Raw genomic sequence first — 22591 nt, forward strand, 5'->3', positions numbered from 1 at the left:
TTATGTTTAATCTAACGCTTTGTTTTTATATGAAAAAAATAAAATAGGGTATTGTGCCTCTCGTATTCTTCTCATAATGAGAGTCGCTTTGACCGTTAACGCGTTAACGCGTTAACGCGATAATCTTCTGTCGCCACGTTTCCAGTTGCTTTGAGGGGACAGCCAGCATGGCATTCCATGTGGTTGGGACTTCTCGCTGAAGCTCAGTCAGTAGGCGTTTTGCATCAGGATTTGACGGCGCTTGGCGCTCTAGCCACAGTATCCAGCGGTAATCAGTAATACCCTGCATGATGTCGTAAAGGGCAATGTTAATGTCAGGCTCTTCTGGGCAAGGATCGTTGGACGGGTAAAGGAACTGGACATCATATTCGCGTCCATCAGTGGGATCAAAAGGGTCTGCGGTTGGCATTCGACCGTGCCATTTCAAAAAACCATCAGCGTCTGATTGCCAAAGATAGAAGCCCGCGGCGGCGCGTGGGCTGGGTAAATTGTACAACCAGACTTCACGATCATCTTCTTGTGTTTTTTGAATCTCGTCTTTGTCGATACCAAAACCGTCGTTGATCAGCACCAGATCGAACATTGATAGGTATTCTCTGTCTTCATCATGATTGAGGTGTCCGGCCAGTTTGGCTGACGGCGCAAACATGGAAAACTGACGATGCATGTCTTTAAACATATCAAGATTGCCGGGGTTGCTCGGTTCATCGGCAATGGACCAGTAGGGGGTGTGTTGAAGTCGACGTTTGTACTGAGACTCAATTTGCGAAATCACGTTGGCAGCACCGCCTGTGCCTAAAGATTGAGTAAGCCGCTTGGCGGAAGTATACGACATGGTCGCATTGAACCCCATTTCGTTGAGCTTGTTAGATAACGAATCGAATTCAGCCTGCGCCTCTTCATTGCTGGGGGTAGGGTAAGGCGGAGAAATACCCGTTAAGCCGAGTTTTCTTAGGAAGGTGAGATCACACAGCATGGCTTGTTGACCTAGTGGGGCTATCTCTTTGAACCAACCAAAATGTACGGGTTGCTCAAGATAGATGCCGACAGGTTTTTCCATATCAGGGAGAGCAACGTTGATAACGTCGATAGAAAACGTCTTATTGAGCGTCTTTCCTTGCAACATGACCGACAGTTCGCCTTGGTAGATGCCGGGCGGCGTACCTTCAGGGACATCCACACGCACTACCATTTTTCTTGGCATCGCGACGCCATGATTTTCTGGCATTAACCCGTGGCGCAAAAAATCATCATTGGCTTCGAGTAAGGTTGAGGACAAATGTGTGCGCGTTAGTTGCCATTGGCTCCAATGCCAAATAGACGGAATTGCCAAGCCGTTCAACGACGGGTGGCGTAGCATGACCATTGGCGCACCTTTAAGGTTGCCTTGCTCGAAATCAAACTGAACAACGGCAGAGGTCCCCGGTGCCGCCGAGCTTGTTTGGTTGGCGGTGTTCAGGCGAGGTTGCCCACTCGGCCATTTCTTCCAATTGGCGATAGGCCAATTTTTTTCCCACCATGCTTTTCGTTGACGGGTGAGCATGCTCAATATCAAAGGATTACTTTGAGGAACCGCAAGAATGCCGCTCAAAAACTGCGCATCGGTTGAGTCGCCACTTAACTTTAAGATAACGGGGCTACCATCGCTGGCAATATTAAAAGTGACGCGGTCACTTTTTCTTTCGCCATAATGATGCCAACTGCTGCTGTTTGGTGATATCTCGGTATTTTGTCGACCGAGATACACAGAATCAATCCATTCAGTGGGTGATAAACGTTGCGTAAATACTGACGTGCCATTTGCTGAAATGCGTCGTTCAAGAGGATGAGGCAAGTACTCCCATTCGCCTGCATCGCGAAGCCAAAGGGTGATTTGCCAATTTCCAGCGGGCAAAGGTAAAGCTGCGGTTTCAATACCACGGATACCGTCAACGGTTAAAGCATCAACGGCTTGTGCGCGTGCACCACGATCAATGGCATTCAACCCCCGCCCTGTGAGGAGGCCGGAAGTCATGGTGAGTGGCTGAAACCCTGGCCAAATGGCGCTACCTTCTGGGCCAAGATCCCACGCATATACGTTTTTACCAAGTGGTTTGGGTGTTTCAACTCGCGCTTGCGATAACGCAAAGCCGCGGGGGGCGTCACCCGTGAATACAATGATTTGCTCTAAGGCACTGAGGTCAAGTTGTTTACCACTGGGGGTACGAAGGCTTGCAAATGGGATCTGCAATTCAAATGCGCCTTTTGGGATCACGCGTTCTATGTTGGCGCGATCGGAGTAGCCAGGGTTAATGCTATCGTCAGCACGGACCACCACGATGACCTCATCTGAGGAGAGGTTATTACCGGACACCATCAATATGCTGGTTTGCGTGATGTTCGACAAATCCATTTTGTCGAGCCTTAGTTCTGCAAGCACGGGTGCGCAGAGTATAAGTGTGAGTGAAAGTAGCCAATATCTCATCGTCTCGCCTCATTCATACTTGTGTGTTTACGTGGATTTAATTGATGTCGATGATTTTTCCGCTCGATGGCGGTGTGCCAGTGTTGCTAGCTAACGGAGGAAACTCAGCCGCGATTCTGGGTACACGAGTGAGTACAGGGGTTCCTGTTATTGCTTCTAAGGTGGCGACTCGGCGAATGGTGGTATCTGTGAGCTCAAGTATCAACGCCATGCCACATCCCAAGAACACGCCCCCAATAAGGCCTGCAATGGTAAAGATAATAAGAGGAAGGTTACTGGGTACACCCGGTGAATAGGGGCGGTCGATAATCTTGATACGTTTGTCTTGTTCGAATACGCCAAGTGAGCTGGTAAGGCGTGCCATTTCATGGCGTTCCAGCAATTCTTGGAATAGCTGTCGCTTCACCTCCAGGTCGCGTTCTAACTTACGGATTTTTTGCTCCTTGCCACCGGACTGGCTGGTTTTTTCTTCTAAGGTGGCAATCATTGCACGGAGGCTGACCGTCTCTTCATCCAGTGTTTCTACTTTGCTTCGGGCAAGTTGGAGGTTCTCCAACTGAGAGATCAAAAGGGGTTGGGTCTCTTGGCTAGAATCAATGGTGGTGCTGCTTGCAATGTCCCATAGTTTGTCAGTATCTACAGGTTGTTGTGTCGAAGAAAGAAGCTGAGTGCGTTGCTCTTCTAGGCGGCGTAAATTTCTCAAAGCACCTTGCACCAAACTGTGTTGGTCGGTATAGCGCGCTTTAAGCATGGCGAGTTCACTGCGATGCTTAACGATCTGATCTTCAATTTTGCCGATAACGGGGTTGGTACTCGATAACTGTTCATCAAGACCACCTAGGCTTCTGCGTGCGCCTGCCATCTCGGCTTGTTTCTCAGATAAGCGTTGTTTGAGTTGCTCTATACGCGCGTAGTTAGCGATTTGAAGCTCTGGTAAGCCATCTGCATGTTTGCTGCGAAAATCAGAAAGTGCGGCTTCTGCTTTGTCGAGCTCCTCACGACGATAAGTAATGTGTTCGGCAAGGAATTCGCTCGAATCCTTCATGGAAGAACGTTCAGGGGCAAGCAATTCTTCAATCACATGGTCACTGACTATCTGCAGGGTTTCTTTCATACCTTTCGGCGTTGATGAGCGGTATTCAATACGGATCACATCTTTGCCAATCGTCGACATGGTTAGCCCGTAAGACAATTTCGCGATGGTTTCATCAACCGTAACTGGGTCAGAATCGGCATCGATCATGCCTTGATCGAGCGCCACTTTACCGAGTATGTGTCGGCTATGTAGCAGCGTTTGTAGGCCACTAAAACGCTCTTTCATTTGTGATGAAACGGATAAGTCTTCAAGAAATGGATTCATTTTTGAGGTTTCTTGGATCAACATGGTTGTATGCGAGTTGTACTTTTTCGGTGTGATCAGCCCAATTGCCGTGCCCATTAACGGAAAAATGATGATAGGCATCATGATCACGTAGCGTCGTCTCCACGCACCATCTAATAGAATCAGCAACTTATACGTTAGTGTGTTCATAGTACGTCCAACCAAGCATTGAGTGTTTGTGCACGTGCATCCCATGTATGCATGCTGACGGCGGATTGCTGTCGAGAATTTGGTGTTTGGTTGGCAGCACTGTTAAGTGCGGCTGCCATTTCATTGGCTGAATGGACAACCGACACATAATTTCGATATTCATTGATGGCGGGAAATGGCGTGCTAACCACTGGCCTACCTGCAGCGAGGTATTCGCGAAGCTTTAATGGGTTGCAGGCTCTAATTTGGGCATTATCAACGAAGGGTAATAGGCTTGCAGACCAATGCTGGCTATAGCCGGGAAGTTCATGATGGGACTTTGGTCCTAGCAGGGTGACGTTGTTGTGTTGTGCGAGTGACAACGCCGCATCACATGGTTTTCCAATGAACACGAAGTCCCATTCGGGCATCAAATGAATGGTTTGGTTCAGCAAGTCATAGTCAAGCCAGTCGGATAGAGATCCATAAAAACCTGCGGTTGGTTTTCCATTGTTGGGAAGGTCTTCTGCTCGTTGGGCGGGTATTGAGAACAAATCATAGTCGACACCGTGTGGAAGTAATTTGGTGCGCTTGTTTGAAAAGCGTGTAAAGAGCGCTTCGCTTGCAGCTAGAATAAGGTCCGCTTTTTGAACAAGATCTTCCTCTCGTTGTGCCACTGTCATGTGGTCTACGCCCGCGAGAGAGGAAAAATCGTCACCGCAATAGTAAACCAGTGAAGACGCACCCAGTTGGTCGAACATATCGACAGCTGTGGGCAGCGATGTCCACAGGATAGGGTCATGCAGTTGAGCGCGTTCAATAATTGGAGTGAGCTGTTTTCGCAGCATACGGGTGGCGAGTTTGCGTCCTAGCGTGCTTCTCGGTGCCGGCAGTGTCGAGGGATTGACCACGATTAAGTTATCGGGTGTTTCAGTAGAACTCGTTAGGCTTAAAGGACTGTCTTTGCGCGTTTTTGCGGTTGTGCGACTAGCCGTCAGTTTACGCCATGCTCGTTTGCAATCATGGAGTGTGAAAGTAGGACGACGTAAACCGATGGAGTTGACCCACACGACTTTGCGGTCCTGCGAAAGACGACGAATTAAATGTTGAGTGCTAGATGGCAAACCGCCCCAATCTTCGCCGAAAACAATCAGATCCCGTTTCATCTTGCCATCTCCTCGTCGGTCAACGCACGTAGCACTTTTGCGGGTACACCACCCGCGACCACATTGGGTGGTAAATCTGACGTCACAACGCTGCCTGCTGCGACAATGGTGCCGTGACCAATTGTCACGCCAGCCATAACGGACACACCCGTAGCGAGCCAGACGTCAGGCTCTAGGATAATGTCGCCCACTTGGCTGTCGAGTTCAGGCAACCCAGCTGCGCGTGCTTCTGCATTCATAGGATGTCCAGGGTATCCAGCCAAAAAGGCACGGCCTGCAATGCGAACATTGTCACCAATCACCACTTTCCGTCCGACAGCGATGGTTGTCTGCCAGCCGATATCAATATTGTTGCCTATGAGTAATTGTGGTTGATCGTGTCCAGAAACGCGACCTGAGAACGTCGTTTGACCCGACACTCGGCAATTGTCACCCAAAGAAATGGCGAGAGGGCCGCTAACAAAAGGCATGCCGCCATAGAGATAGAGATTCTTACCCACATGTTGGAGACGTCCTTTGAATATCGGTGTCCACCATAGAGAGCGAGTGGCACTTTCCCACACATTCTGAAGCAAACGGGTGAGGTGATAGAGCGGCACAACCAGTAATCTGGGGGCTGGAATACTGAAGTGAATGCAGGCTTTGATGGCTCGGAATAAGCCGCGAGCGAGTGGGCTTGGGTTGTGCTTTAACCAATGTCGGGTTGCTTGCATATTCATTGTCATGCTCCTTGCCAATTCCGGTATCGAGAACGGTTTGACTATAGATAAAGCACGAAATGAGCCAGTTTATTTATGTTTTATTTATCAATGAATTATGTGTTGGTTGTTGTGGTGTGAATGACTTTTTGTCATTTTGAATGTCAAAAAGAAAGAAGACATATCCACAAACAACCTGACGGCCTCTGAAATTGAGCATCTTCAGGTTGATTGGGTATAATTGTCTGCTTTCTTGTCCCCTTCAGCTACGCACATCTATTGTCTTGCTGAAGGTGATAAAAATGCATTGGCATAGAAAGTGAGCTTTCAGTGTTTGCTAAGCGGTTTGACCCGCCACTCGTTTTAATGACCCTTTTGGCAATAGCCCTATTTTTTGGCTGATGAGGGTTAAGCTTAACGGTGCGATAAATAGAAGAATAATTCTCGCGGTTTCCGACCAATCGTAGTGCGCGACTGCCAACCAGATAAAACATAAAGAGCCAAGAAATAGCAGCGAATAGACAGGGTATGGCAAATGATATAGCGATTGGCTGACCACGTAAAAAAGCACGAAGCGAAGGCATTGCGTAAACACCAGTGCCATCAACACACCAAACACACCATATTCATGACCCCACCACCACAATGTGGTGATCGCAATGACAGCGGCAACGGCATTGATACCCATTTGTGCGTAGGTCGTGTCGCCCGCAAAGCTGCCGAGATTGACCAGCTCCGCCATTTCTTTAAACAACGCTGCAGCCACAAGAAAGGCGATAAATTGTGCCGCAAGTAAGTAGCTTTCTGGCAGCAGCCATGCGATAGCAAGTGGTGCGGCGAATGCCACACTGACGGCAATGAGCATCACAGCGACTAATCCGTACCCTGTAAACCGAGTGGCTTTTTCTCTGCCATCTGGGCCATAAAGCACGTCAAAACGTTTTGGCATCCACCACATGCCAAACGGTTGCAGCAGCAATACAACGGCAAGACCAAACTTCGCAGCGACACCGAACTGGGCGAGCTCTTCTAATGAACTCACGTCAGCAAGTACCCAGCGGTCAAGGCCATTGAGGGTAAAGGCCATGATGCCGCTTGCCATAATTGGCATGCTATAAACCAAGGCTTGTGTGGTAACGGTTCGGGAAAACGATAAGCCCGTTTCTTTGATTTGTACCACTGTCAGGATCAATGCTTGTGCAATAGCAGCGATACAACCAGCCTCCAAAACTCCGTCGATACCTCGGCCGTTGAGCAGCATGATGATAGTGAGCGCAGCGTGAAATACTGCACGACCAACTGCAGCTGAAAAGAAAGCCATCGCGCGGTTTTGCATTCTAAGCCAACCCAGCGGAACGGCAATACAGCCTTCCAACGCCAACATTAGAAGCACTAAACGCAATTGATAAGTGGTGAGTCCACCGGGGACATAGCTATCTAATAGCGATGCACCTATCCACCCCAATGGAATAATTACCGCACAGGTTATCAACGTGAGCGTAAATATTCTGGCGGCCATGGTTAAGCGCTCACGTTGGGTTTTACTTCCCCCTACAAAGCGATATAACGCATCTTCTAACCCCAATCCCACAAGAATACTGCCCAGCGCAGCGATACTGCTGATGATTTCCAATAGCCCGAATTCAGCTTGAGGCAGTTGATGCGTGATGAACGGTAGCATCAACAGTGAGATGCCTTTCATCAAAGCCATGCTGCTGCCATAAAGCAGAGTCTGTTTCATGACGGGCGTAAGTGGTTTCATCCTTGTACCTCTCGACGTGTCAGTGCAGAAGTCTTTGATTCTGCATTGGTGGCCAATGCCTCACAGATGTCCCCAAAGCAAATTTCAGCGCGATACTGTTGAGCAATCACACTGGCAGCTTTACCCAAACGCTTAAGTGAACGCATATCACTTTGTGCGGATTGCAGGGACATTGCCAATGCCGTGATATCACCAGCTTGGTACTTTAGACAGTTCACACCGTGAGTGAGTTGGCTGTCCCAATAAGCACCGTCTTTAGGGATAATGACGCACATGCCAGCCGCCATCGCTTCAAGTATGGACAACCCAAAGGGTTCTTTCACGCTAGTAGAGACGAAGATATTGGATTGAGAGCGAATTTCATCCAAATTGTCTGGGGTTTCGTGCCAAGACACGTTCATCACATCTTGAGGCGCTTCGCTGGTAGGTAACGTGGTTTGTTCAGGACGAATAAAGCACACATGTGTGTCGATATGTTGTGATGAGTGAATGTGTTTGAGAGCTTCAATTAACGTGTCTAGACCTTTCCACTTCAGCAATGAGGCCGCCCAAAATACAACGGCGTTATCGTATTGGCACTGGGTTGGCCATGTGTTTTTCGGCAGGCCATTATTGAAGGTTTGAAAATGCGTTAGTTCTGACAATGCTTGGTGGCAGCCTGCGGCACTGAGCGCTGTGCAAAGAGAATCGCTGGTGGACTCGAGGTAAAACACATTATCGGCATGCAGTAAGCAACGACCGATGGTTCGAGACTTGGCAACAGGGCCATGAATCATCTGCACCAAGCGATAGCCTAGGATGAGCTTTGCGATATATAAACCCAGGTCGACCCCCGGACCTGAGGCAGCAAGGGCGGTATCAATTCGGCCGATATAAAGTCTAAACCAGACCAACTGTAATGCGATTAACAAATGGCGAGCAAAATAGGCTAAGCCTTGTTCCGCTTTCTCAAGCGCGACCGGCATCCATAATGCCTTGGTATAAGCTTGGGTATGACGCCATGTTTTGGTGTCTGCCGTTAACACAGACACGCGCACGTTTTTATCTTCAAGCTGGGTAAGAACGTGCTTGGTTGATACCTTTGACCCGCCAGAGAATGCGATAGGGTCAAGCACGAGAATGTGTTTGAGCTTACTCATACTGTGGCCTCCTGAGTATGGGGTTTACGGAAGTTTTTCATAAAGCGAAACGACGCTTTTACTGGCGGTACAAACTGCCAATGGCTGATCCAGTTCGTGGTCATCGCTGGGTTATCGAGCAGCCCTTGATAAAGTGCTTCAAAGGCGCGAGTGTGTGTAGCGATAGTGAAATGCTCTTTGACGTGTTGTTGACCTTGCTGGCCAAGCTGCAAGCGCTGGTCTTGGTTCACGAACAAGTGGTAAATGGCTTGCGCCATGGCGTGCGCATTTTCAGTTGGTACAAGTAGGCCCGTTTTTAAGTGGCTAATCACGCTAGGAATGCCGCCGACTCGCGGTGCGATAACGGGAAGGCCAGCTAACCCCGCTTCTGCCAATGTCAGCCCAAAAACTTCTTCACGTGCGCCGGAAACACATAAGTCGCCACCACCACGCATCATACCCACCACATTGTGCTTCTCCCCAACCAAATGGACGAAGTCACTGAGATGTGCATCGTCAATCTGGGTTTGCAATGCTTCACGATCTGGGCCTTCGCCAATCACGACCAGGTGAATGGGCAAGCGAAGTTCACGTAATTGCTTGCATGCTTCAATCAACAAGTCGACGCCTTTGCGGTGGATAAGCGAGCACACACTAATGGCAACGAATGCATCACTTGGTAGCCCGAGTGATTTGCGAATGTCTTCAACGGGCTGGTTGAGCAGTGCTTCTGTGTCGATACCGTTAGGGATCACTTTGCAACGATTTGGTGCGGCACCGTCAGTCAATAGTTGATCAACAACGGGCTGGCTGACACCAACGGCCATGCTGGCATGATGGAGCCCAAGCGTAATGCGATCACGAAGTGGGTAACGAGAGTGAAGGTGCAAAACAAGCGGTAATTTACGAGCCCGTGATACGAGGTTTAGCCATTGAGAAGGTGCACCACTGTTGGAATGGATAAGGGTAATGTCGTGCTTATCAACAATGTTCAACCCCGTGTTCACTAATTTGCTGTACCCGATAACATCCCATTTAGGTGAACGCTCACCGAGCAATAGAGTGAAGTTGCTGACATACACGGGTATCGCCAGTTGGCGAATTTCGTTAGCAAGCACTTCGCTATTACACCAAAGTACTGGTTCGAATTTTGTTTTATCGAGATGCGTCAGTAAGTCAATCAGACAACGCTCACTTCCGCGGATCCAGTCATCGCCATAGTGCACAAACAGTACTTTTTGAGGAGTAGGTAGAACCTGAGGTTTGATGTTCATTGTTATTTCCTCTCGAGCGTTGGGTTAATCCTCGGAAGCATGTTTTAGTGAACCGAGAAGATAAAGACCATTTACTCGTGTCTGTTGCAAAGACTGATCCAACTTTCTAATTGTTTGATTTAATGCCTTTTAAACGAAATCCGCGATGCTGAGCATCGCGGATAGGTAGATTTCTCTCATTTTGAGAGTCACACAGACGGTCACTTGGCGGCAGTGGCATAAGCCTTGAGTAATTGAGGGACAACAGCTTCGGCAGAGTAGTCTTTCTTAATGGTACTGATCGCACGCATACGCCATTCTGCTCGCTGCACAACATCGCTATTGCGCCACTGATGGATGACCTCAACCAATCCGTTCATGTCGCCTTGCTCCAATAACCATCCGTTGTGGTTGTGCTCAATCAGCTGGCCTAGTGCTCCTACATTAAATGCCGCGACGGGGATCCCTCTAGCCATTGCTTCCAATGAAGACATAGGCAACCCTTCGGCACGCGAAGGGATCACTAACAAGCCAATTAGGTTCCATACTTTCCGCATATCACTTTGTGCACCGTGAAAAGTGAGATTTTGGGGCGCGGATTTTTCAAGGGATTTCAGCATCGGTCCGTCGCCATAAACATGGAATTCGAGGTGTGGGAAACGCTTGGCGAGGTGCACAAAACGCTCAGGGGCTTTTTCTTTACTTAATCGTCCGACAAAAGCAATTTGATCGCCATTTGAAGCCTCGGAATCCTCCACGTTAACAAAGTTATTAGCGAGTTTTGCTGGACAAGGTATGGACTCAAGTACAGGTGTGCTAACAGCATAAACTTGGTTGGCAAGAAAGGCTGTGTGGCGGTCAACCCAGTCATAAAATTTCATTTTCCCTTCCTTTACCTCACCGCTGTGGAAAGTACTGGCACAAGTGATACCCATCATTTTTGCAATAGGGCGTGCAAGAATGCCGGCTTTATAACCATGAGTATGAATAACGTCTGGCATGTCTTTGCGAATAGCCTGCCAAAGGGAAACAATTCGCCCATCAAGAATTTGGCAATCTAGCCCATGATACAAAAGACGTTTTTGGATAGGGTGCTCGCCATATTGATTGAGAAAGACCACGGTCACATCTGTTCGTGCGCTACTTAAACCAAGCGCAAGTTGTTCGACATGTGACTCGATGCCACCAAACCCACGGCTATCCAATACTATCCAGATCTTCTTCTTTAGCGTTGCCATGCCGTCACCTTTGTTTGAATTGGGACTTTAGAGTTAAGACAGAAGCAAAGTTAGTGCCATATCATTAACCTTCTTATTTTTTAGCTTGTTAACTGGGTTTTTCATGAAAAGCCCGAATTGAAACTCATCAAAATGACAACGGTTATCGCTTGTTCTTTCAAAGCGCATGTCAAATTGACGAAGTGAGTGAGGAGCGCTTGAAGATGTCGCCGATTTTCGAACCATCAACCTAAATAGAGATAAACAGAAATCTTGCTTAAAGGTTTTTTTCGATATTAGAAAGTGAGTACACCCCTGACTTTCAAAGGGCTGAGCGTGAAAAGAACAAAAAACTGGGATGATAACGGATGACGTCGAAATAAAACTTGGCAAACACTTTGCAGTAGGCCTGATAGTTATCTCAATAATTGATAGAGGCTAGTATGGCGAGTTATTTAGTTACTGGAGGCTGTGGTTTTATTGGTTCACACCTCGTTGAATCTCTCTTGGCTGATGGTCACCATGTCCGAGTGGTGGACGATCTCTCTACTGGGTCTCGTGACAATGTGCCCCGCCATTGTGAGTTGCGTGTGGCCGACATCTGTCAGCCCGGAGTACTTGAAGACGCAATGAAAGAAGTCGACGGTTGTTTTCATTTAGCGGCAATAGCATCTGTTGAGTGTTCGAATCAACGATGGGTAGAAACCCACGAAGTGAACCTGACGGGCAGCATTCGTACCTTCGAAGCCGCTAGGGTCGCCAAAACGCCTGTTGTTTATGCTTCGTCTGCTGCTGTGTATGGAGACAATGCGGATATGCCGTTGGCTGAGCGCGCAGTGCTCCGCCCACTCACTGCTTATGGCGCTGATAAGCTCGGCTCAGAACTACACGCTCGTGTTGCATCTGTGGTGCATGGCGTGCCGACTACGGGCCTGCGTTTCTTCAATGTCTTTGGCCCTCGCCAAGACCCTAAATCACCATATTCTGGCGTGATTTCGATATTCGCCGATAAAGTGCTGGAGCAACAGCCTCTCACTATTTACGGTGATGGTGAGCAAACCCGTGACTTTATTTATGTGGCTGACGTTGTTCGTTTCTTACGGGCAGCCATGAAAGATGTCTCTGTGACGCCAGAGGTCTTTAATGTTTGTCGTGGTGATGCGCTTTCTGTGAATCAATTGGCCACTATATTGATGTCTCTAACGGGTTCACCGGTAGAGGTCAATTACTCACCCGCTCGCCGCGGAGATATTCGCACGTCGATAGGTAGCCCAGCTCGCGGGGCAAAGGATCTTAGCATTGTCGCACAAACGTCAGTGACCCAAGGGCTTCGAGAGTTGCTTACCTTCCTTGCTAATGGAAGCAATTCGCAACGTTCAGCAGGCTAGTCTCGATTCTCTATAGAACCAGACGTATAACGCTATGATCGAAAAAACGCCGCAAAATTAGCGGCGTTTTTTTCGGCCCCTGACATAGTCTGGCTACTGTTTGCTAGCACTTAAGCCTCATCGGTTTCCCATGCTTGTTTCTTACGATAAAGCGTTGATGGGCTGATTTGTAGCAGGACGGCCGCTTTCAATACATTGCCATCGCAATGCGCAATGGCACGTTGAATGGCTTCACGTTCAAGGTCGCACAAGGGGCGAATTTCGTCATTCAATGGTGACATTTCGTTGGGCTCGTCTGTCGCATTGCTATAGGTTGTTTCGGGCTTTGATATCTGCGCTAAGGATAGTATCTCTTGATCGCTAAGCGTGTCGTTGAGCGGCGGGGGAAGCTGTTTAATGCTGACGGCATCCCCATCATTGAGTACCACGACATTACGAATGACATTCTGCAACTGACGCACGTTTCCAGGCCAAGGGTAGTGTCGCAGCACCACGTCGGCCTCAGGGGTAAAACGTGAAAATGCTTTTCCTTCCTCTTGCGCATAGGTTTTGAGGAAGTGAGTGGCAATAGCCAAAATGTCATCACCACGATCGCGCAGCGGTGGCATGCTTAAGGGAACAACATGCAGCCTGTAATAGAGATCTTCTCGAAAGCGTCCTGCGGAGACTTCTTGGAGTGGGTCTCTGTTTGTTGCACACAAAAAACGAATATCAACGCTTTCTTCTTTGCTAGCGCCCACTTTCTGGAAGCGGCCTGTTTGAATGAAACGCAGCAATTTCTTTTGAAGTTCGAGGTCCATTTCGCAGATTTCATCAAGGAATAAGGTGCCGCCATCAGCTTGCGAAGCGGCACCTTTTCGCTCGTTACTGGCACCGGTGAATGCACCTTTAACGTGACCGAAAATTTCGCTTTCCATTAAATCATGCGGGATAGCACCACAGTTCAGTGCAATGAAAGGGGCTTTGGTTCGCGGGCTTTGATGGTGAATGGCTTCCGCGCAGACTTCTTTCCCTGTGCCACTTTCGCCAGTGATAAACACGGTGGCTTTGCTAGGCGCTGCTGCGTCGATAATGCGATAAACGTTCTGCATTGGGAGGCTGGAACCAATGAAACCTTGATACGTATTTCGCTCAAAACTGCTTTGAATATCATCAACCAGACCTTTCAATCGATTTCGTTCAAGTTGATTGCGTATTGTGGTTTTTAGACGTTCGGCGCTGACAGGCTTTTCGAGGAAGTCTTCCGCCCCCTGGCGCATGAGATCTACCGCCTTATTCACCGAGCCATGACTGGTTACCACAATAACGGAACAAGGCAGACCTTGTTCATTAATCCATTGAAGGATCTTTTCACCAGACATGTCAGGCAGCTTCAAGTCCAGCAAAATAAGGTGCGGCGTAACGCTTTGAAGGTAGTCGAGTGCTGCTTGCCCCGTTTCTAGGCACGTCAGTTCGATCGGCTCATCGGATAGGTACTGCATGTACAAATTCGCAAGTGGTTCTGAATCCTCGATGATTAGCACGCGATACGTTTGCTTCATGTGGAATAATCCCTTTAACTGTCTGCCTGCGTCATTCCATTTATCGGGTAAAGGAGACGTAACGTTCTGTTAATTAGTGATTTAAGTGTATGACAGATTCCTTCTGCCATCGGACTATTTCTTGGCTTTGGTATTGGCGTCAGCTGAAAACCCTTGTTGTACTCGCTTCTCCAGTTCGGTCAGCGATGCCGTTGCTTCTGTTGTCAGTAACGAAGCCGCTTCCAGCGCTGTTTCGTAATGTTGATTTAGGCAGTGCTGTTCGATATTTCGGCAAAGGTTACTCAACAAACTGTTGCCATGGGAGGCGGCGCTACTGCCTAATGTATGCGCTTCAAACTCAAGCGTGTAGTAGTCTTGAATGGCAGCCGAATCCTCGATTTTTTTAACACGTAGCTGGGCATCACTGATATAAAAAGAAATGAGCTGAGGAGTGACTTCAGCAGAAGTGTCTGTGACGAGTTGAGTCAGTGTTACTTCGTCGACTCTGTCGTGGCTTGAGCTGGTTGATGGTGTTTCTGATGAATGAGGTTGATTTTCCTGACGAGAAACATCGCTGACTGTTTGTGTTACGTGGACATCATTCACCAAAGTGTCTCGAGCTTCTTTGATGTGCCCTTTTGGTTGCCAACGCGAGAGACAATCTAAGATGGATTGGCGTGTGAACGGCTTAGAGACGAAGTCGTCCATGCCAACGGCCATGAAGTTTTCTTTGTCGCCTCGGATCGCATGGGCGGTGAGAGCGACGATCACCACATTTCTAGCGTCGCTGTCGAGGGCGCGAATGCGTCGAGTGGCTTCCATTCCGTCCATTTCAGGCATGGATATGTCCATTAATACAATGTCATACGGAATGCTAGAGACCGCTTCCACCGCTTCTTGACCATTGCTTACAATATCGACAGACAAGCCAGAGAATTCAAGCATGGTACGCAATACGACTTGGTTGGCGGGGTTGTCCTCAGCCATAAGAATTCGAATGTCTGTCGCGATATCGACATGGGTCGCGGAAGGCTCGGGCGTATGAACAATACTATCGTCCTGAGACGCTGTATCCACGTCGATCACGACGCTAAACACTGACCCTTTGCCAACTTCGCTCACGACAGAGATTTCACCATCCATCAAGTTGACGATTTGCTTGCAGATAGCTAAACCTAAACCGCTGCCTTCATGACCGCGATTGTAGCTGTCTTCAGCCATAGTAAATTCGTTGAAGAGTATTGGTATATGGCTGTTATCTATACCGACACCCGTGTCGACCACATCGATTTGCAATTGGTGATATCTGGAACTTTGGTGGTTGCTTGTCAGTGAAACAGTCACAGAGCCTTTTTTCGTGTATTTGACGGCGTTGGACAGCAAATTAAGTAACAATTGGCGTATTCTGTCGCCATCGCCATTCAAGAACTTTGGCACATTGTCAGAGATCTTCGCCGTCAAGCGTAGGTTCTTTTTTTGTGCCTGAGGACGCATGATATCCACTGTTTGATTGAAGAGGTCGTACATATCAAAGGGATGTTTTTCTAACGATAACTTGCCGGCCTCCATCTTCGAAAAGTCGAGAATGTCATTGATGATGGCAAGGAGCAGCTCACCCGACTCCCGCGCCGTTTTCACCAATTTCTGTTGCTGGTCGGTGAGTGGTGTCTCTTTTAACAAACCAAGTACACCAAGAACCCCATTCATTGGCGTGCGAATTTCATGGCTCATTGCAGCCAAAAATTGGCTTTTGGCTTTGTTAGCACTCTCTGCGCTCTGTTGGGACTCTAAGATGATCTGCTCGGTGTTTTTCTGTTCGGTTAAGTCAAAGAAATGCGCCACATAATGAGTCAATTTTTCGCTTTCGTCTTTCACTGCGGTAATGCTTATTCGAACAGGGATCGAACGGCCTTCTTTGTGTCGAAAGTTGAGCTCTCCTTGCCAATAACCACTTGCCAACAGCTTGCGCCATATATCTTTATGAAACGCTGCATCTTGTGGGTTCGTGGTCAGTGAGCGAGGCTTTTCACCCTGAACCTCAATGTCAGAGAAGCCTGTGACGTGAGTAAAAGCAGGGTTGGTTTGAATAATGTGACCGTGGTTGTCTGAAATAAACATCGCTTCTGACGATTCAAAGGCGTGAGCCGCTATCTTTAGCTCTGTCTGGTCTTTAAGTTGTTGAGTAATATCGCGAATATAAGAGACAAAAATATGCCCTTGGGCGGTTTTGGCCGGTGAAATTGAAATTTCGATAGGAAACTCTCTACCGCTTCTTCGAATGGCTGTTAACTCTATTCGTTGATTAAGAACGGGGCCTTCGCCAGTGGAGAGAAAGTGACGCATTCCTTTTATGTGTGCTTCACGAAGGCGAGCAGGAACAATCGTATCTGCCATGGCTTTTCCGACCACTTCGTGGCGCTCCCAGCCAAAGATTTGCTCGGCAACTGGGCTGAATTCGATGATGATGTCATTGTCATTCGCAACGATGATGGCATCGTGTGAGGCATTATATATTGCTGCGTTTTTTTCTTCGATCTGTCGTGCTTCACTGTACGAGTGCTTTTGATGCTTGAGTGAATCGTTCAGTTGGTTGTAGCTGTTATCTAACTTATTCCGCATGGCATTGACCATTTGGACCGTCGCTTCAATGTCATCTTGAAAGAATAACTTTAACCGAGACGTATGCCTGCTAGGCGAATTCACGCTTTGCAATTGACGAAGGGGCTTAGTGACGCCCAGCATCATAATGTAAATCGTGGCAATGGACAGAACACCTACAGCAATGATGCCCCAAACTAGCATATGCTCAGCGAGCTCTTCACTTGTGCTAGCCGAGTTGTCATCATACCCAATCACAACCCAGCCAGAGGGGTCGTTAACACCACCGATAGGGGCACTTTTGGTGGAGAGCTCGCCCGATGTATCTTGCGATAACTGGCTATGAACGAGTACGCTGCCGCTTTTTTCTATACTTAAGAACGCGTACTTTTCTTGCTCAATGATCTTGTCTGTCAGGTTTTTTAACTCGCCAATGTCATTGTTTGATATGTATTCCAATGAAATCTCGGCAGTGATATTGGCGATGCGTTGGATATGCTCACTGGGAAGGTTAACGTTGGTCTTATGATGATGGAAAAAAGACAAGACAATGAGTGCCATGAGCGTCAGGGTTAGCGCTAATACGGTGATAAATACCGTTTTAATATTAATGTTCAGAGCGCCCCCCTTTGTTTTGTGTAATTGTTGAAACTAAAGTGTCAATATTAATAATATGCGTTTTTGAGTTTAGTACAGTTTGCTGGCTTATTCTCTTTCCCGAGCACAGAGTTCAAGCAGAATTAGTGTCGCGTCATCTTTGTGTCGCTCTCCATAATGTTCAAATGATGACATGATGGTTTCGGTGGCTTCTTGCAAGGGCAATTCACGTGTATCACTTAAGGCTTCCATCACTTTGTCAGTGAGAAGTTGGCGGGCTTCATTGTCTTCCGCCGCTTCGAATAAGCCATCGGTATATATCGCGATTCGTTCTCCAAGCTTGAGTGTTGTGGTGAGTACGTCATATTCCGCGCCGTAAAGCACGCCCGGCAAGATGCCACCAATATTAAGCGGCTCTACGAGATTTTCTGAGACTTTAAAGGGGGCGGGGTGGCCTGCACTCGCGATTTGAATGGTGCCATCATCAAACAAAGCCATGGAGCAGCAAGTCAGGATGACTTGTGACAGTAAATTGTCTTCCAGTGCGCAATCAGACAAGCGATTGAGTAGCGTAGCGCAGGGATTTTTCTCCGCTTCAACTTGGTACATAAGGCCGCGTAGATAACCGCCATAGGCGTACGAGAAAAATTTGGCAGCGACATCATGTCCCATGACGTCAGCAAGATTGACCATCAAAAAATCGGGGGTATCGCGGTGTAGAACCAAATCTCCACCGCCAATGCCGGTGTTACGGCTCGCGATTGACATGTTCCACCCATGGGATGTGCTGGGTAAAGAAGGCGTTAGTGCGCTGGTAATACGTTGATTGATTTTGTCTGTTAACTGGCGATAGATTTGGTCTGAACGGTTTAAAACACGTTGTACGCTTTGAGTCAGAGCGGATTTTGAAACAGGTTTTACTATGTAATCATCAATGCCAAGACCCAGTGCATTGCTTCTTGTTTCAGGGTTATCTGAATACGTTAAAAAGATGAATGGAGTCAGTAGTGTGTTGGTTTCATTGTGAAGCGCTTTTTTTAGGCTTAAGCCATCCATCCCGGGCATTCGGATGTCCGAAATCACCAGATCGACAGTGTTATGCAGCAGAAACTCGAGAGCTTTCTCGCCATTCTCTGCTTCAAAAACACGATAATGTTCGGATAGATATGCACTAAACAAACGTCGTTGGCTGTCATCATCTTCAACGATGAGCACGCTAGGTTTGGTGGAAATTTGTTGAATTTTCCACTTTAGGGTGAGCTTATTGGCACCGAAGGTTGTGCGTTTTGTGTATTCCATGTCATCGGTAAGGCTCTGAATGAGCGCCAACCCTCGTCCACCCTCTTTTTCCTCGAATGTATCCAAGGTTTGAACGCGATTTGGCAGTGCTGGATTCCAGCTTTGTCCGTCATCTGATAGGTGCAATAACCAATATCCATCTTGGCATTCTAATTCCACGTTTATATAGGTAGGTTTTGGATTTGTATGGTTCACCAAATTCGCTGCAGCCTCAGAGAAGCACAGTTGAATATTGTTCGAAAGATGGTCGCTAACTCCCCGTACTTTTAGCGTTGCGCTGATTTCCTTTCTGGCTTCGCTTGCGGTTTTTAATGTAGCAGGACGATATTGGAGATTGATTACCATCACCATAATTAGATCTCCAATGACAATAAATGGCTTTTTAAAATGGCTTTTCTGAGTCGGCCTGCGAGCCATGGCATACGTTTCGAAATACGGCCTATTTCGCGCAAAATTTCGACTTTTAGTGAAGGGTTGTTTTTATCATTTAGTACACAGCCAAGGATGTGTGCACCCGCATCGTTGAGCTTTTTAACAGATTCTGATGCTTGCGCTTCGGTGGTTTGCCCTGTCATAACGACCATGATCGTTCCATCCGCAGCCGCGGCAACACGCTCAGGCGGTATGTTGTTCGCATTGAGTCGTGAGATGGGTGACGTGTCAAAAATGATCAGATCAAAGTCCTCGTGCCATTGTTTCACATATTCTTCCAATGAGCCTGGACGGCGCAACTCCATGATGGTCTCTCGCTTCGAAGGGGCAATGATTCCTGTGAAGTATGTGTTGTCGCCTGTGACACCGACGAGTTCAGGGCTTGGAAGTTGGTGATTGTCATAGGTCGTGACAGTCATCCCCTGACTTTCAAGGCTCGGATGATAGAGGTTCAAGTCCACGACCAAGGTGGACTTACCGGCCAGCAAAGAGCGGTGTGCGATGGCGCTCGCGAGTGATGTGACACCTTCCCCTGACTCTGTCGCTGTCAACGCTAGGGTTTTGTAATTGTTGCGGACAACCTGAAAGTAAATCCGCTCTACTTCTACGTTCCACGGAGGAATATTCATTAGAGTAATCCTATCAGTGCGGCAATCCCTGCCAGTTGGAAGATATCAGTGATCCCTTGACGAATTTTTTCTGCAGTACTTTCTTCTTTCGTGGGCACGTAAACCGTGTCACCCACACGCAATACAGGAAGGTCTTGGAATCGCGCAGTGCGGCTAAATTCAGATAAGTTGAAGGTTTTTGCTTGATCTCGGCAGCAGGACACATTGACTACGGTAATTCGCTCGATATAGGCGTTGTTACTTGGGCCGCCAGCCTCTGCGAGAAGATCGAGAATTGTCATGTGATCATCAAAAGTGTAGCGCCCAGGTTTATTCACAGCTCCTAGCACGCGAATGGTGTTTTCTTTTGACAGATCGAGCCAATTTCGGTCTTTTTCTGGTATGTAGATGGTGTCGCCAATATTGACCTCAGGCAAGAGGGTTGAATCGCCAGTTTCAAAGAAGAGTGCCAAATTCAGTTTACTGACTCGAGCAACATTGCCATCAAGGTGTGTGATGCGAATATTGTGTAAATCTGCCTGAGCGGTTGGACCATCAGCGGCAGAAAGAATATCGAGAAAGTGCATTTCTTCGGTAAATTTGTAACGACCCGGAGCGCCGACTTGGCCAAAAACATAAATCGATGTGTCTGAACTTTGTCGAATCCATTTGGCTTTGTTATCAACTGGATCATCAGGTAAGTCATGAACGCGAACGGTTGAACCCGCTTTAATCGGGGGTAATTCTGTGTCAGCCAAGCCATCACGAATGAAGGTGTCGAGGTTGAATGTATAGACTTTTGATCTATTGGCAGTTACTGGCGTCACGATTTCGATTTTACTGGTGTCTGCGCGAGAGGTTGGCCCGCCAACGTGAGCCAGCAAATCAAGGAGTGACATTTCAGAAGACCACTCAATACGGCTGGGTCTTACGACTTCGCCGAACACGCGAACGGCTCTGTCTGGTGAAACTTTTAGCCATGACTTCTCGTTGAGGTCGAGTTTTTCGGGAACAAAAATCGCATCTCCGGGAGCGACGAGTGGCAGAGGTCCTGATAGTTTGCCTTCTGAGAAGAGGGTCAGGTCAAACCCTACGGTGTCTCCATTGGCTCTGATAATTCGGATCTGGCGACTTTCCGCAAAACGGGTTGGCCCGCCTGCATTGGCAAGAATATCAATAAATGTAGCTTCTTCTTTACTTTCATAAGCGCCAGGTTTGGCGACTTCCCCCATCACATAGACAGTGTTAGAACCGGTTTTAATTTCTTCCTCTTGCTTAGGAACAAAAATGGTTGAACCTTCAACAATGTTTGGCAATAGGCCTTCATCGCCTGAGTCCAAATATTGCTTGAGGTTAAAGATACGTGGCTCGCTCTTAGAAATAACGCGGATCTGTTCGACGGCTGCGAAGCGTGTCACTCCCCCAGACCGCATGAGCAAGTCGACCAAGTTGTTCTCTTCCTTGGCGGAGAAACTGCCTGGACGTATTACCTCGCCAAATACTTTGATGGCTTTTCTGTCTTCAGCGGCATCCCCAGAATCGGCGAGTTTTGAAGGGTCGAAGCTCTGTTCAACGTTGCCAATCATGGGCGACGCTGGGATAAATAAGGTATCTAATGAGTTCAAGGTCGGTAACAGGCTGTCATTCCCTGAGTCGAGAAATTTTTTGTAGTCAAAGGTGCGTACTTCGTCGCCCCGTCGTAACTGAAACTTATCGAGTTGAGCGCCTGGACGGAGCCCACCCGCCGCATAGAGTGCCATTTGAATGGACGCTTCGTTGGGCAGGGTAAACTCACCAGGTTCCGCTACGTAACCTTGGATGGTAACGATGAGTTGGCGTTTACTAACATAAACTTGTAGCGATGAGAGGTCGCGGATGACTTCACTGAGGGTATCTTTAACAGCGCTAGCCAGTACTTCTTCTGTCATCCCTGCGGCTTGAACCATGCCCACTTCGGGGAGGGACAAACGTCCTTGGCGGTCAATTTGGAATTCTTTGTTCAGCATGACCTCACCAGGTAACATAATTGCTACCAAATCGCCGATTTGTACGCGATATTCTTCCGACTGCGCTTTTACCGCATTGGCAAAAATTAACGCCGAAAGCAGGATGAGAGTCAGTGCATGCTTCATTTGACGGCTCCTTGCGAGAGAGGGCGCGTCGGTACTTCAATCAATTCAATGGATACGCGCCGATTCACCAAGCGCTCTTGTGGTTCACTGCCGTCAAAAAGAGGGTCAGTTGAACCGACAGCAGCGACAGTGAGGCGAGAAGGAGCAATGCCGAATATCTGTAAATATCGTTTTACTTGGTTTGCTCGCGCAAGGGAAAGCGCCTTGTTGGCTCTCTGATTGCCAATTGAGTCTGTGTGTCCAGTGATGTGCAGGGAATATTGGGGTAAGTCGCGTAACAAGTGAGCGGCTTCCGCTAAGTGGCCCATGTATTTGGGGTTAACTTCGGGGGAGTTGAATGCGAATTGGTTGTCGATATTCAGTAGGGCATAGATCTCTTCAGCAAGTTGCGAGGCAGAGGCATATTGGCCCGTACCATTTGGCGTGCAAGCCCCACTTTTAACGACGGCATCTAACTGTTTTTCCAATCTTTCGAGTGCTGCACGTTGAATAATCAGGTCGTTAGCTGCATCAAACTCTAGTCCGCCATGCAACTCTCGTACAATGCGAGCCTGCATACGGCGTGCTTGATAGACAGTGGCTGGAAAACACAGTTCAGCACCTTCTAACACCAAAACATCTAAGTGACGTGCTGATAACTCCCATTCAAACCGTAAGCCATGTTCTGGACCGATAGGTTGATCGGCTAATACAGGAGAGAGTGCAGAATAATGGTGCTCAGCCATACCGCCCTGGCCGTCATCGGGAAACATCGAACAGCCTGAACTCAGTGCAGTGATGACGATGAGCGTTGAGAGTTTTCTCATGACAATTCCCCTACTGGGTAGAA

Annotated in this window: 15 protein-coding genes; 1 reads left to right on the top strand and 14 read right to left on the bottom strand. The window is 48.0% G+C overall.

Annotated elements, in window-relative coordinates; translation table 11 throughout:
- Nucleotides 1-103: 103 nt before the first annotated feature.
- The 8 genes from LRP50_RS16120 to LRP50_RS16155 form a co-directional block, all read right to left on the bottom strand.
- Nucleotides 104-2464, bottom strand: a complete 2361-nt coding sequence (locus LRP50_RS16120) for a glycoside hydrolase domain-containing protein (protein ID WP_274165488.1) — start codon at nucleotides 2462-2464, stop codon at nucleotides 104-106.
- A 37-nt stretch (nucleotides 2465-2501) separates the two neighbouring features.
- Nucleotides 2502-3995, bottom strand: a complete 1494-nt coding sequence (locus LRP50_RS16125) for a GumC family protein (protein ID WP_274165489.1) — start codon at nucleotides 3993-3995, stop codon at nucleotides 2502-2504.
- Complete coding sequence (locus tag LRP50_RS16130) at nucleotides 3992-5140, bottom strand: glycosyltransferase (RefSeq protein ID WP_274165490.1); 1149 nt, start codon at nucleotides 5138-5140, stop codon at nucleotides 3992-3994. Before LRP50_RS16130 ends, LRP50_RS16125 begins: the two co-directional genes overlap by 4 nt.
- Nucleotides 5137-5859 carry an acyltransferase gene (locus LRP50_RS16135; protein WP_274165491.1) on the bottom strand — a complete coding sequence of 241 codons (723 nt, stop codon included), beginning with the start codon at nucleotides 5857-5859 and terminating at the stop codon, nucleotides 5137-5139. Before LRP50_RS16135 ends, LRP50_RS16130 begins: the two co-directional genes overlap by 4 nt.
- A 316-nt stretch (nucleotides 5860-6175) precedes the next feature.
- Nucleotides 6176-7600, bottom strand: coding sequence for a lipopolysaccharide biosynthesis protein (locus LRP50_RS16140; RefSeq protein ID WP_274165492.1), 1425 nt, complete (start codon nucleotides 7598-7600; stop codon nucleotides 6176-6178).
- A complete protein-coding gene (locus tag LRP50_RS16145; protein WP_274165493.1) occupies nucleotides 7597-8739 on the bottom strand; it encodes a glycosyltransferase family 4 protein in 1143 nt (380 codons plus the stop codon). Before LRP50_RS16145 ends, LRP50_RS16140 begins: the two co-directional genes overlap by 4 nt.
- Entirely contained in the window at nucleotides 8736-9992 is a 1257-nt protein-coding gene (locus LRP50_RS16150; protein ID WP_274165494.1) for a glycosyltransferase, read from the bottom strand. Before LRP50_RS16150 ends, LRP50_RS16145 begins: the two co-directional genes overlap by 4 nt.
- A gap of 200 nt (nucleotides 9993-10192) precedes the next feature.
- The gene (locus LRP50_RS16155; protein ID WP_274165495.1) at nucleotides 10193-11209 is read right to left on the bottom strand and encodes a glycosyltransferase family 4 protein; all 1017 of its coding nucleotides are present in this window, start codon (nucleotides 11207-11209) and stop codon (nucleotides 10193-10195) included.
- A gap of 422 nt (nucleotides 11210-11631) precedes the next feature.
- On the opposite strand from LRP50_RS16155, the gene LRP50_RS16160 reads away from it, so the two are divergent.
- Nucleotides 11632-12576: an NAD-dependent epimerase/dehydratase family protein gene (locus LRP50_RS16160; protein WP_274165496.1), complete on the top strand. Its 945-nt coding sequence runs from the start codon at nucleotides 11632-11634 to the stop codon at nucleotides 12574-12576.
- A gap of 110 nt (nucleotides 12577-12686) precedes the next feature.
- Here the strand turns inward: LRP50_RS16160 and LRP50_RS16165 are convergent, their stop codons facing one another.
- The 6 genes from LRP50_RS16165 to LRP50_RS16190 form a co-directional block, all read right to left on the bottom strand.
- The gene (locus LRP50_RS16165; RefSeq protein WP_274165497.1) at nucleotides 12687-14117 is read right to left on the bottom strand and encodes a sigma-54-dependent transcriptional regulator; all 1431 of its coding nucleotides are present in this window, start codon (nucleotides 14115-14117) and stop codon (nucleotides 12687-12689) included.
- A 114-nt stretch (nucleotides 14118-14231) separates the two neighbouring features.
- A complete protein-coding gene (locus LRP50_RS16170; RefSeq protein ID WP_274165498.1) occupies nucleotides 14232-17255 on the bottom strand; it encodes a PAS domain-containing hybrid sensor histidine kinase/response regulator in 3024 nt (1007 codons plus the stop codon).
- A 144-nt stretch (nucleotides 17256-17399) separates the two neighbouring features.
- Nucleotides 17400-18941 (bottom strand): SpoIIE family protein phosphatase, encoded by a 1542-nt coding sequence (locus tag LRP50_RS16175; RefSeq protein ID WP_274165499.1) that lies wholly within the window; start codon nucleotides 18939-18941, stop codon nucleotides 17400-17402.
- A 2-nt stretch (nucleotides 18942-18943) separates the two neighbouring features.
- Complete coding sequence (locus tag LRP50_RS16180; protein ID WP_274165500.1) at nucleotides 18944-19651, bottom strand: CpsD/CapB family tyrosine-protein kinase; 708 nt, start codon at nucleotides 19649-19651, stop codon at nucleotides 18944-18946.
- The gene (locus LRP50_RS16185) at nucleotides 19651-21762 is read right to left on the bottom strand and encodes an SLBB domain-containing protein (RefSeq protein ID WP_274165501.1); all 2112 of its coding nucleotides are present in this window, start codon (nucleotides 21760-21762) and stop codon (nucleotides 19651-19653) included. The genes LRP50_RS16180 and LRP50_RS16185 overlap by 1 nt, the downstream gene beginning before the upstream one ends.
- A complete protein-coding gene (locus LRP50_RS16190; protein ID WP_274165502.1) occupies nucleotides 21759-22568 on the bottom strand; it encodes an OmpA family protein in 810 nt (269 codons plus the stop codon). Before LRP50_RS16190 ends, LRP50_RS16185 begins: the two co-directional genes overlap by 4 nt.
- Nucleotides 22569-22591: the final 23 nt, after the last annotated feature.

This window comes from Enterovibrio gelatinilyticus (genome assembly GCF_028683095.1).
GTDB classification, from domain to species: Bacteria; Pseudomonadota; Gammaproteobacteria; order Enterobacterales; family Vibrionaceae; genus Enterovibrio; species Enterovibrio gelatinilyticus.